Source organism: Photorhabdus australis DSM 17609, from assembly GCF_000711895.1.
Lineage (GTDB): Bacteria > Pseudomonadota > Gammaproteobacteria > Enterobacterales > Enterobacteriaceae > Photorhabdus > Photorhabdus australis.
Genome location: NZ_JONO01000085.1, coordinates 1 through 12,202 on the forward strand (window position 1 = coordinate 1; position 12,202 = coordinate 12,202).

The 12,202-nt window shown below is 43.4% G+C and carries 9 protein-coding genes and 1 tRNA gene; 5 read left to right on the forward strand and 5 right to left on the reverse strand.

Annotated elements, in window-relative coordinates:
* On the forward strand, window positions 1-316 hold a 316-nt coding region (locus BO26_RS17395), incomplete at its 5' end, for an IS630 family transposase (protein WP_036773680.1).
* Between the two features lie 248 nt (window positions 317-564).
* On the opposite strand, the gene BO26_RS17400 is transcribed toward BO26_RS17395, so the two are convergent.
* The 3 genes from BO26_RS17400 to pepA all read right to left on the reverse strand — a co-directional run bounded on the left by BO26_RS17400 (window position 565) and on the right by pepA (window position 5,507).
* On the reverse strand, window positions 565-3,462 hold the full coding sequence (locus tag BO26_RS17400) for a valine--tRNA ligase (protein ID WP_036773682.1): 2,898 nt from the start codon (window positions 3,460-3,462) through the stop codon (window positions 565-567).
* Window positions 3,463-3,475: 13 nt separating this feature from the next.
* A complete protein-coding gene (locus BO26_RS17405; protein ID WP_036773683.1) occupies window positions 3,476-3,925 on the reverse strand; it encodes a DNA polymerase III subunit chi in 450 nt (149 codons plus the stop codon).
* Between the two features lie 61 nt (window positions 3,926-3,986).
* The gene (gene pepA / locus BO26_RS17410; protein ID WP_036773684.1) at window positions 3,987-5,507 is read right to left on the reverse strand and encodes a leucyl aminopeptidase; all 1,521 of its coding nucleotides are present in this window, start codon (window positions 5,505-5,507) and stop codon (window positions 3,987-3,989) included.
* A gap of 285 nt (window positions 5,508-5,792) precedes the next feature.
* Here pepA and lptF point away from each other — a divergent pair, with 285 nt between their 5' ends.
* Both lptF and lptG read left to right on the forward strand, forming a co-directional pair.
* Window positions 5,793-6,893, forward strand: a complete 1,101-nt coding sequence (lptF, locus tag BO26_RS17415) for an LPS export ABC transporter permease LptF (protein ID WP_036773685.1) — start codon at window positions 5,793-5,795, stop codon at window positions 6,891-6,893.
* A complete protein-coding gene (lptG, locus tag BO26_RS17420) occupies window positions 6,893-7,969 on the forward strand; it encodes an LPS export ABC transporter permease LptG (protein ID WP_036773687.1) in 1,077 nt (358 codons plus the stop codon). Before lptF ends, lptG begins: the two co-directional genes overlap by 1 nt.
* A 79-nt stretch (window positions 7,970-8,048) precedes the next feature.
* Here lptG and ampH read toward each other — a convergent pair whose 3' ends face one another.
* Window positions 8,049-9,266, reverse strand: coding sequence for a D-alanyl-D-alanine-carboxypeptidase/endopeptidase AmpH (gene ampH / locus BO26_RS17425; protein WP_036773690.1), 1,218 nt, complete (start codon window positions 9,264-9,266; stop codon window positions 8,049-8,051).
* A 493-nt stretch (window positions 9,267-9,759) separates the two neighbouring features.
* Here ampH and BO26_RS17430 point away from each other — a divergent pair.
* Window positions 9,760-9,844: transfer RNA gene (locus tag BO26_RS17430), tRNA-Leu, on the forward strand.
* 164 nt (window positions 9,845-10,008) lie between these two features.
* Complete coding sequence (locus BO26_RS17435) at window positions 10,009-11,271, forward strand: tyrosine-type recombinase/integrase (RefSeq protein WP_036773693.1); 1,263 nt, start codon at window positions 10,009-10,011, stop codon at window positions 11,269-11,271.
* A gap of 127 nt (window positions 11,272-11,398) precedes the next feature.
* Here the strand turns inward: BO26_RS17435 and BO26_RS17440 are convergent, their stop codons facing one another.
* Window positions 11,399-11,608 (reverse strand): helix-turn-helix domain-containing protein, encoded by a 210-nt coding sequence (locus BO26_RS17440; protein WP_036773694.1) that lies wholly within the window; start codon window positions 11,606-11,608, stop codon window positions 11,399-11,401.
* Window positions 11,609-12,202 lie beyond the last annotated feature (594 nt).

The following is a 12,202-nucleotide window of genomic DNA, read 5'->3' on the forward strand; positions in this document are numbered from 1 at the left end:
TTATCCTGACTATCATCAAAAAATTCATCTTATTGTGGATGGGGCGGGTTACAACAAAGCGCATCTTGTGAAGGACTGGGCTTATATCAGCAATATTGAGTTACATTACCTTCCTCCCTACAGTCCCGATTTAAACCCGATAGAGCGATTATGGAAGGTCATGAATGAACAGGTTCGAAATAACCGTTATTTCGCTAATAAACAGGAATTTCGAGACAAAGTGTTCAAATTTTTCACCACAACGCTACCGGATATAGCGGACTCGCTGACATCGAGAATTAATGACCATTTTCAGGTGCTAAAAACTGCATCTTGAAGTTTCTTGGGTATATACAATTAGTTGAAATTACGCTTTATTCTAAATTCTATCGTTTACTGTATACCCAATAGATTTCAAGATGGATCGCGACGGTAAGGGAGCGAATCCCCGGGAGCATAGATAACGATGTGACCGGGGTGAGTGAGTGCAGCCAACAAATAGGCAACTTGAAAGATGACAGGTATATAAACTAAAAAGCCACTAACAATGTAGTGGCTTTGATGGAATCTTATCTATTGAAAATATTACAGCGCAGCAATGGTTTCCTTTTGAGCCAGCAGCTTCTCTTTTGATGTATTGCAGTTTGCCAAACGCTCACGTTCTTTGGCTACAACAGCTTCAGGGGCACGGCTGACGAAGCCTTCATTCGATAGTTTACCTTCGATGCTGATAATCTCTTTATCTAGCTTCTCAATCTCTTTATCCAATCGGTTCAGCTCGGCTTCTTTATCGATTAAACCCGCCATTGGGATTAATACCTCTGCGCCATCAATTAGTTTGGTCACAGAGATCGGAGCATCCCTACCCACAGGCAGAAGAGTAACCGAAGAGAGGCGGCCCATTGCTTGAATAAAATTCAGATTTTCTGCTATACGGCGTTGTGCGTCAGCATCAGCATTACGCAACAGAACTTCCAGTGGTTTGCCAGGCGCAATATTCATTTCAGCACGAATATTACGTACCGCAATAATTGCTTCTTTAATCCATTCCAGATCATTCAGAGCCAGTTCATCAACTTTTTCCTGATCAAATTCTGGGAACGGTTGCAGCATGATGGTATCGGCTTCAATTCCTTTAACCACTTTTACTCGCTGCCAGATGGTTTCAGTGATAAATGGAATAATAGGGTGAGCCAGACGCAATAATCCTTCCAGAACTTCAATCAGAGTATGTCGAGCACCACGAACTTCTGCTTCTGAACCTTTGTTGATCGCCGGTTTAGAGAGTTCAAGATACCAATCACAGAATTGGTTCCAGGTGAACTCATAAAGAATATTGGCTGCCATATCAAAACGATATGTATCCAGTGCTTCACGATAAGCTTTTACTGTTTGGTTAAATTCAGCCAGAATCCAGCGATCAGCCAATGACAGCACCATTTCGCCGCCATTTTGTCCACAATCCTGACCTTCTGTATTCATCAGAACAAAACGGCTAGCGTTCCACAGTTTGTTACAGAAATTACGGTAGCCTTGTAGACGCTTCATATCCCAATTGATATCACGGCCTGTCGAGGCCAGTGCTGCCAACGTAAAGCGCAGGGCATCTGTACCATGCGCTTCAATACCTGTCGGGAATTGTTTTTCTGTGCGCTTGCGGATTTTTTCGGCTAACTGTGGTTGCATCATATTACCGGTGCGTTTTTCCAGCAGATCTTCCAGGGCAATACCATCAACCATATCCAGTGGATCAATGACATTCCCTTTAGATTTGGACATCTTTTGACCTTCTTCATCCCGGATAAGTCCGGTCATGTAGACAGTCTTAAATGGAACCTGAGGCTTGCCATTTTCATCTTTGATGAAATGCATGGTCATCATGATCATGCGGGCAATCCAGAAAAAGATGATGTCAAAGCCACTTACCAGCACATCTGTTGGATGGAAGGTTTTCAGTGCTTCGGTTTGTTCTGGCCAGCCAAGGGTCGAGAAAGTCCACAGACCGGAAGAGAACCAAGTATCCAGTACATCTTCATCCTGGTTAAGGATGATATCTGCACTCAAATTATTTTCACGGCGAACTTCTTCTTCGTTGCGACCTACATAGACATTACCTTCAGCGTCATACCACGCCGGGATGCGGTGGCCCCACCATAATTGACGGGAAATACACCAATCTTGGATATCGCGCATCCAGGAGTAGTACATATTTTCATACTGTTTAGGTACAAACTGGATATCACCATTTTCAACGGCTTCGATAGCCACTTTTGCCAGGGGGGCAGTACGGACATACCACTGATCAGTCAGCATTGGTTCAATAACTACGCCGCCACGATCGCCGTAAGGAACAGTCAGATCATGAGCTTTGATTTCAACTAGCAACCCCAATTTTTCAAATTCAGTAACCATTGCTTTACGGGCAGCAAAGCGCTCCATACCCCGATATTCAGCTGGAATATCAGAATTGTAAATATCAGAAACTTCGCCATTGGTATTGAAAACTTCGGCTTCATTACGGATATTGCCATCAAGTGTCATGATATTGATCATCGGCAAAGCATGGCGTTTACCCACTTCATAGTCGTTGAAGTCATGGGCAGGCGTGATTTTCACACAACCGGTACCTTTTTCCATATCTGCGTGTTCATCACCGATAATAGGAATACGACGATTAACCAATGGCAGAATAATCTCTTTGCCGATTAAATCCTTATAGCGCGGATCTTCTGGGTTAACGGCTACGCCGGTATCGCCTAACATAGTTTCAGGTCGTGTGGTTGCTACGATCAAATAATTTTTACCTTCTGCCGTTTTTGCACCATCAGCCAGTGGGTAACGCAAGTGCCACATAGAGCCTTTCACTTCACGGTTTTCAACTTCCAGATCAGAAATTGCAGTGTGTAATTTCGGGTCCCAGTTAACCAGACGTTTGCCACGGTAAATCAGGTTTTCTTGATACAAACGGACAAAAGCTTCTTTCACAGCATTGGATAGACCTTCATCCATGGTAAAACGCTCACGTTCCCAGTCAACCGAGTTACCCAGACGACGCATCTGATTGGTAATCGTACCGCCGGATTCGGCTTTCCATTGCCAGATTTTATCGATAAAGGCGTCGCGGCCGTAATCGTGACGGGTTTTGCCTTCTTCTGCTGCGATTTTGCGTTCAACTACCATTTGAGTAGCAATACCTGCATGGTCAGTACCAGACTGCCACAAAGTATTTTTACCCTGCATCCGTTGATAACGGATCATGGTATCCATAATGGTTTGCTGAAATGCATGGCCCATATGCAGGCTGCCAGTCACATTTGGCGGTGGAATAACAATACAAAAGCTCTCACGGCTGGTATCACCGTTAGGTTTGAAATAACCGCTTTTCTCCCAATGGGTGTAAAGTGGTTGCTCAATTTCTTTAGGATTGTAAGTTTTATCGAGAGATGGCTCGGATTGCGTTTGATTAGCGGGTGTTTTTTCCATTTTATCTTGGTACTTAGTGTGTTGGCGGCGTTGCCATGGTCAAATTAAAGCCGACGCTGCGATATGATTTATATCGTTCACGCGCCAACTGTTTCAAATTCTCGTCTATAGGAACGAAGTCTATCACTTCATGGAAAGCGGTGGCAAAGTCTGCAAATTGTGGTAGCAGATTTATCAATATATCACGGGGAGAATTTCCCCGTTTTTGTGGCCAACATAACTCAACGGGTGCGCCATATCTCGGCCCTTCACCAGCAAGATTATGCGGGACGAACTGGTGAGGCTCCCTTTGCCATAAGGCTTCATCTAACTTTTCTGCTTGTTGCTGATCTTCACAAGCAATTAGCACCCGTTTTCCGGCTCGCCATTGGTCAGCCGCAAATTGACATGCCAACCATTCGTGAGCTTGTAAATCTGCCTGAGGTGATGGCTGTTCCAGTAAATAAAACGTGGCGCTTTTCATAATGTCTCTATTACGAAGAAAGGGCATTGTTAATGCCCTTTTTTAATTAGCGGGGTATAAATCAATCGTCGTTATTGATACCTGTACTTCCTGCACGATTTAACAGGAATTGTGACAGTAGTGCAACCGGGCGACCTGTTGCGCCTTTCGCTTTACCTGAACGCCAGGCGGTACCAGCGATATCCAGATGTGCCCAATGATACTTTGTTGCGAAGCGGGACAGGAAGCAGGCAGCAGTAATTGCACCACCCGCACTGCCACCGGTATTCGCCAGATCGGCAAAATTAGAATCGATTTGCTCGAAAAATTCGTCAGTCATTGGCAGGCGCCATGCACGATCACCGGATTGCTCTGAAGCGTTTAGTAGCTCGTGGGCCAGTGGATTATGGTTGGATAGTAACCCACTGTAATGATTACCAAGAGCTGTTATGCAAGCACCAGTCAGTGTGGCGATATCAATGACTAATTCTGGATCAAAACGTTCGACGTAAGTTAACGCGTCACACAGAACCAGACGGCCTTCCGCATCGGTATTGAGCACTTCGACCGTTTGACCAGATAGGGTAGTTAAAATATCTCCTGGTCGGTAAGCGCGCCCTCCTGGCATATTCTCACAGCCGGCCATGACACCGATGACATTGAGTGGTAACTGTAGCTCAGCAACCACACGCATAACGCCATAAACTGTTGCGGCGCCACACATATCGTATTTCATCTCATCCATTCCACCAGCAGATTTAATTGAAATACCTCCGGAGTCAAAAGTCAGGCCTTTGCCAACCAGAATGATCGGTTTGGCATGTTTATCAGGGCTGCCTTTATATTCCATGACTGACATCAGGGATTCATTCTGAGAACCCTGACCAACAGCCAGATAAGCGTTCATGCCTAACTCTTTCATCTGCTCTTCACCAATTACTTTTGTTGTAATGTGGCTATTGGCAGAATCTGCGAGCTGACGGGCTTGGGAAGCCAGATAAGCTGCGTTACAGATGTTTGGTGGCATATTGCCAAGATCTTTAGCTGCTTTGATGCCGATAGCAATGGCAAGACCGTGTTGGATTGCACGTTCACCACTGGTTAGCTCCCGACGAGTAGGAACATTGAACACCATTTTACGCAGTGGGCGGCGCAGCTCATTTTTATTGCTTTTAAGCTGGTCGAAAACATAAAGAGACTCTTTTGCTGTCTCTACTGCCTGGCGTACTTTCCAGTAATTATTACGGCCTTTAACATGTAATTCTGTTAAAAAACAGACGGCTTCCATTGAGCCGGTTTCATTAAGGGTATTGATAGTTTTTTGGATAATTTGTTTATACTGACGTTCATCCAGCTCGCGCTCTTTACCGCAACCGATGAGCAAAATACGTTCAGATAACACATTGGGGACATGGTGGAGCAGCAGTGATTGACCAACTTTGCCTTCCAATTCACCACGGCGCAACAAGGCGCTGATATAACCATCACTTATTTTATCGAGCTGTTCGGCAATAGGGGATAGGCGGCGAGGTTCGAAAACGCCGACAATAATACACGCACTGCGTTGTTTTTCCGGGCTACCGCTTTTTACACTAAACTCCATGCGTTCTCCTGAATCTTAAAGACAAAAACGGATGCTATCGCTAAAATATAACGTTCCGTATTAATCTACCCCATAGAAAGTTAACTATTTATGCTAAGCTAAACACACTATTTGTTATTGTTTAGCTAACTATAAGTATATTCTGACTGGGGACCTTAATTATGGAATGCTTCGATATCATTTTAGCAGCGAGGAAGCCAAACTGATGCACATAATAAATGGTATATATACAATGAAGTTAGCGATTTTCCTGCAAAAAAACAAGTTTTCACAGGCGTAATAAACGTGATCATCATTAGATATCTGGTACGGGAAACCCTAAAAAGCCAAGTTGCGATACTCTTTATCCTTTTATTGATCTTTTTTTGCCAAAGATTAGTAGAAATTTTGGGTGCTGCAGTGGAAGGGAATGTCCCGGCAAATTTGGTTATATCTTTATTAGGATTAGGCGTGCCTGAAATGGCACAGCTTATTTTACCCCTGAGTCTTTTTCTTGGGGTGTTGATGACTTTCAGTAAGCTTTATACTGAAAGTGAAATTACGGTTATGCATGCGTGTGGTTTGGGTAAGCGTGTGTTGGTGGTTTCGGCACTTATTCTTGCGTTGTTGACATCCGCATTGGCCGCGGTGAATGTTATTTGGATGATGCCGTGGTCCTCAAAATACCAAGAACAGGTATTGGCTGACGCCAAGGCCAACCCAAGCCTGGCGGCGATAATGGAAGGGAAGTTCAAACCTTCTGATGATGGTAATCTGGTGCTCTATATCGGTAACGTGCACGGCGATAAGTTTGAAAACGTATTCCTTGCCCAGCTTCGTCCTGTGGATAATCAGCGCCCTTCAGTGGTTATCTCTAATGGTGGTCATATGGTGGAACGGCCTGATGGTAAGCAGGTGGTTATTCTTAATCATGGTACGCGTTACGAAGGTACTGCAATGCTGCGTGATTTCAGGATTACTGAATTCAATGATTATCAGGCAGTTGTTGGGCATCGGGCTTCTGTTGTCGATGGTGACAAAGTTGAACAAAAATCCATTGCTCAGTTATGGCGGGATGATGATAAGGATTCCCGCGCTGAGTTCCATTGGCGTTTGACTTTGGTACTTTCGGTACTGATTATGGCCATGATGGTTGTACCGTTAAGTGTGGTAAATCCGCGCCAAGGGCGGGTACTAAGTATGTTGCCTGCGATGTTGCTTTATCTGATTTTCTTCTTATTGCAAAGTTCCCTGCGTTCTAATGGCGGGAAAGGTAAATTAGACCCGTTAATCTGGATGTGGGCAGTTAACGGGGCGTATTTGATGTTGGCGCTGGTTCTCAATATCTGGGACACCGTGCCGATGCGTAGGATCCGGTCCCGTCTAAAAGGCAGAGGAGTAGCCTGATGTTTGGTGTATTAGATCGTTATATTGGGCGAACCATTCTTCAGACTATTCTGATGACATTATTTATGCTGGTATCACTCTCCGGCATTATTAAGTTTGTTGATCAGTTGAGAAAAGTGGGACAAGGGGAATATACCACTATTTCCGCGGGTCTTTATGCTTTGCTGAGTGTGCCGAAAGATATTCAGATATTCTTCCCAATGGCGGCTTTGCTTGGTGCATTACTGGGACTTGGCGCACTGGCGACGCGTAGTGAGCTGGTGGTTATGCAGGCTTCCGGTTTTACCCGTATGCAAGTTGCTGGCTCAGTCATGAAAACAGCCATTCCGCTAGTGATCTTGACGATGGTTATCGGTGAATGGGTAGCGCCACAAGGTGAGCAGATAGCACGTAACTACCGGGCTCAGAAGATGTTTGGTGGTTCTCTGGTTTCAACAACCAAAGGTATGTGGGCTAAAGATGGGGCCGATTTTATCTACATCCAGAGGGTAATAAGCGACACAGAGATTAAAGGTGTTAATATCTATCATTTTAATGATGATAAAAAACTTCTCTCTGTGAAGTATGCAGACAGTGCTGTTTATGATGAGGATAATGATCTGTGGAAGCTTTCTCAGGTGGAAGAATCTGACCTGACAGACAGTAAAAAAATCACTGGATCGCAGCGTATCTCTGCGACTTGGAAAACTCGCTTGACGCCAGAGCAATTGGGGGTTGTTGCTCTTGATCCTGAAGCGCTTTCCATCAGTGGCTTGTATCAATACATTAGTTATCTTAAACAAAGTGAGCAGGAATCAGGACGTTATCAATTGAATATGTGGAAAAAGATTTTTGCGCCACTTTCAGTTGCGGTAATGATGTTGATGGCACTTTCTTTCATCTTCGGGCCGCTGCGTACTGTACCTATGGGAGTTAGGATAGTAACGGGTATCACTTTTGGCTTCTTATTTTACTTACTCAATGAGATCTTTGGCCCGTTAAGCCTAGTTTATAGTATGCCAGCAGTTCTGGCCGCACTGTTACCAAGCTTATTATTCCTTACCTTAAGTATTTATTTACTACTTAAGAGACAATAGTTTTTAGAGGAACGGCAGGGATGGGGTTTATAAACAGGCAACTCCATCCTTGGTATCATCTGTTTATAAAACGTCAACATCAAGCTTGATTATGATTCCTCGACAATGCAGTGACGAGTTGGTTAACCCCGGTCGTTACGTTGCTAAACTTACTGTGTTGTTTACGGGTAATCACGACAAATATTCCGATATTCTGCTCGGGGATCATTGCTATATACGTATTGAATCCACCGCCTCCACCGGTTTTTTGATAGATATTTGGGATATCACCACGAGCACTCATATAAACCCAGCCAAGACCAAGGCCATCTGCTTGACCGGCAACATCCATTCCTTTAATTGCAGCCAGATCGGAACGCTTAAAATAGACTCCCTGCTCGCGACTAGCGGTCTGTTTACGTAACTGATTGTCTGATGATAGAAACTGCTGCATCCAACGTTGCATATCTTTTGGTGTTGAGTAGACTCCACCACTGCCTGCCGCAGCAACAGTATTGACACACGGACTGGGTTTATAACTTTCCATTAAACGGGCACACTGAGAACGGCTTGGTGTCAGTGTAGTGTCTTTCATATAATAAGGGCCGGTGATCTTATCGTATAGTAAGCGGGTATATGGCTTACCAGCAGCTTTAGAGAGTGCATCTGCCAATAAATCGTAAGCCAGATTGGAATAAGCAGCTGTTGTACCTGGAGGCATATCTAATTGAGCTGTTTGCAACCAGGTCCAGCGATTGGTTTGTGTCGGCCAGACAAAAACAGGTCTCCCCCATTTTCCTCCTGGCTGTTCACGAGGTAACCCGCTGGTATGGCTTGCCAGGTGGAATAACCGGATGGGTTGAAGAGGACTATATTCAGGCACTTTCACGCCAAAATAGTCATAGTCTTGTAATGGATCTGTGGAGCGTAAAACCTTATCTTCTTCCAGTTTGATCATAATCTCACTGGTCATTAGCTTAGTCAGGGAGGCGATACGGATAACGGAATCAGGTTTCGGGCGGATGCCACTTCCCGGGCGTGTTTCACCGAAGCTGCGGTAAACTACTTGATTATTATCAATCACCACCATTGCCATTCCTTGCGCATTGCTGCCGTTGAAAATGTCCAGTGCGTACTGATCGACCAATTGTGAAGCTAGCTTTTTAGTTCTCGCATTGCCTTCAAGTACTTCCCATTTTAGTGGTTGTTTCTTTGGTTGCAGAAACTTTGCCGAATATATTTTATTGGAAGAAGAACAGGCTGCGAGAGCCAACACTATGGCAGAAATAGGGAAGATCTTAAAAAGCAGTTTATTCATTTTGAATTAACCAATCAGGCATACTTTCAGTGAATACAGGAACGGGATAGAGAGGCCAGAAACTGCTATTTATTCTTTTTAAACAGCATCATCAACGCGCCAATGATAATACCTAAAAAGATCCCGGCGCCAATCCAGCTAATAATCGTCATAACCATTTACCTCATAGTGAATTATCATGTTGAGATTATATAAGGTGATTATAGGTTGTCTATCAGCGTCAGCTGTTTCAGCTAATTATGGTTATAAAATTATTTTGTGCTATTTATCAGCTGTTGTTTTCGTTGGGAATGTACTGCGGGCAGAAAAGATGTGGTTGGGCATGTCTAGTACCTTGTGATGGTGCTTTGTGCTTGGGAATTGAGCGATTCTTTGCATTGAACATATGCAACATGCTCTTTTTTTCGACATTTAAACTAAATCAGAAGGATAACAGTTGCTAACAGATCGCTGACAAGTATAATGGCCTCCGTTCTCCGCATACTACTTCAGTGCCGAAGTGGCGAAATCGGTAGACGCAGTTGATTCAAAATCAACCGCCTTCGGGTGTGCCGGTTCGAGTCCGGCCTTCGGCACCATGACTATGTTCATAGCAGTTCACCAAAGTCCACTTATCCAAGAAAACTCCTTATAAATCAAATAAAGTAGTCTATCAAGGTCTATCATCGTCCGTTGCAATCCACATATCTGTGGGGGCATAATTGGGGGCATCTTCCGATTCGATTAATAATGTGCCCCCAACATGAAACTCAATGCCAGGCAAATAGAGACAGCAAAGCCAAAAGATAAAGCCTATAAACTCGCTGATGGTGGCGGGTTGTATCTGGAAATTACTCCGCGAGGTTCAAAATACTGGCGTATGAAATACCGCCGACCTACTGATAAAAAAGAAGACAGGTTAGCATTTGGGGTTTACCCGGTAATTTCTCTTGCTGATGCCAGAGCTAAACGTGATGAGGCTAAAAAACTGATAGCTAATGGTATAGATCCCAAAGCAACACAGAAAGAGACACAAGCTGAGGCATCAGGAGAATTCAATTTTGAAACTATTGCCAGGAAATGGCACTCCAGTAATAAGCGGTGGGGTGACTATAACCGGGCGCGTGTACTGCGCAGCCTTGAACAATACATCTTTCCTCATATTGGTAAAGTTGATATCCGTCAGTTAAAGACTAGTCATCTATTAGCACCTATCCGAATGGTGGATGATGCAGGAAAGCATGATGTAGCTCAACGGCTTCAGCAGCGGGTAACAGCTATCATGCGCTATGCCGTACAAAATGACATTATCGACAGTAATCCGGCTATAGATATGGCCGGGGCGCTGACTATGCCTAAAACTAAACATTATCCTGCATTGCCATCCAATTGCTTTCCTGAATTATTGGAACGTATAAGTCATTACCGTGGCAGGAAAATTACACGTTTAGCGGTGGTACTGACTCTACTCACTTTTGTGCGTTCTAGTGAGTTACGTTTTGCACGATGGGATGAAGTTGACTTTAATAGTTCAGTGTGGGAGATACCTGGTCAACGAAATCCAATCGAAGGAGTTCGTTATTCTTACCGCGGCATGAAAATGAAATCAGCCCATATTGTGCCGTTGAGTAATCAGGCAATAGATATCTTACAGCAACTTAAAGAGCTTAGTGGGGACAATGAACGGCTTTTTCCCGGCGACCATGATCCTAATAAAGTTATGAGTGAAAATACGGTAAATAATGCATTACGAGTGATGGGATATGATACAAAAACGGAAGTATGCGGGCATGGTTTCAGAGCGATGGCTTGTAGCGCTTTAGTTGAATCAGGGCTATGGTCAAAAGATGCAGTTGAAAGACAAATGAGCCACACAGAGCGTAATGGTGTCCGAGCTGCTTATATCCATACATCTGAACATTTGGAGGAAAGGCGATTAATGATCCAATGGTGGGCGGATTATTTGGATCAATGTAAAAAAGAATTTATTGCTCCTTACGTTTTCTCAAATAAAAATAGTAAATAGTCATATAAAAACACATTAATTCACTGTGTAAGAAAGCCCACTTTGAATAGTGGGCAATAGATGTCTTGAGTTAATAATGTTTTTTTAAGAATTATAAAGTCTCTCAGGTATGGATATTTTAATGCCGTTATTTTTCATAACGGGAAGGCCAGATAATTTCAGGCGGAACTCCTAACGCATCAGAAATAATTCTTTCTCCTTTAGGCCAGTGGCGTGTCAGTGCATTTGCTAGTGTGGATGAAGCCAGTCCAACGCTCCTTGATAAAGCGGCTAATGTTATTCCTTTCTTTTTCAGTCCGGCAATAATATCGGCTGGATGCCAATCCTGTTGAATCATATTTTAGATTTTCCTGAGTGGTGACATAAAATAATTATCCTTTCATGGACTCTATCTGTAAATAGTTAAAGTTAAAAAATACCATTATTTTATTATTTCCCCCATTTAAATAAAACTCCCCCATTGATTACCCATTTTATTTTTCTTTAAATAAAGAGAAGATGATTTTCTAATTACAGAATAATGTAAATACTCTATTGGATATTAATAAATAGGATGATATTAAACATACATTATGAATAAATTAAATAGCTCTATACCGACAGAAGGAAAATACCTACTCTTCCCCCATTTTATCCCCCACAACATATGGATTTTTATTGCCCCCACATTGATATTATTAAAATCGCTTAAAGCCAGACAGAATAAGGGTTTCACGTGCTTCCCCCATTTAGGTGAGCTTAATAAGTGGCAAGTGGGGGTATTGCTGGATTTTTGACAATATCCCCCACATTTACCATTTATTCCCCCATATTAGAGTGGCGTTGATTAATACGGATATCTTCACCCAACACGGTCAATAATCCATCATTTTCTAGTTTGTCCAGCCAGCGGCTGAATTTCTTTGATACATCAATGCCTTTCGCCCGTAAG

Excerpts from the sequence above, each read along its gene's own strand:
- BO26_RS17435 (WP_036773693.1), top strand. The coding sequence starts at position 10,009 with ATGAAACTCAATGCCAGGCAAATAGAGACAGCAAAGCCAAAAGATAAA.
- ampH (WP_036773690.1), bottom strand. The coding sequence starts at position 9,266 with ATGAATAAACTGCTTTTTAAGATCTTCCCTATTTCTGCCATAGTGTTG.
- pepA (WP_036773684.1), bottom strand. The coding sequence starts at position 5,507 with ATGGAGTTTAGTGTAAAAAGCGGTAGCCCGGAAAAACAACGCAGTGCG.
- BO26_RS17400 (WP_036773682.1), bottom strand. The coding sequence starts at position 3,462 with ATGGAAAAAACACCCGCTAATCAAACGCAATCCGAGCCATCTCTCGAT.
- lptG (WP_036773687.1), top strand. The coding sequence starts at position 6,893 with ATGTTTGGTGTATTAGATCGTTATATTGGGCGAACCATTCTTCAGACT.
- BO26_RS17405 (WP_036773683.1), bottom strand. The coding sequence starts at position 3,925 with ATGAAAAGCGCCACGTTTTATTTACTGGAACAGCCATCACCTCAGGCA.
- BO26_RS17440 (WP_036773694.1), bottom strand. The coding sequence starts at position 11,608 with ATGATTCAACAGGATTGGCATCCAGCCGATATTATTGCCGGACTGAAA.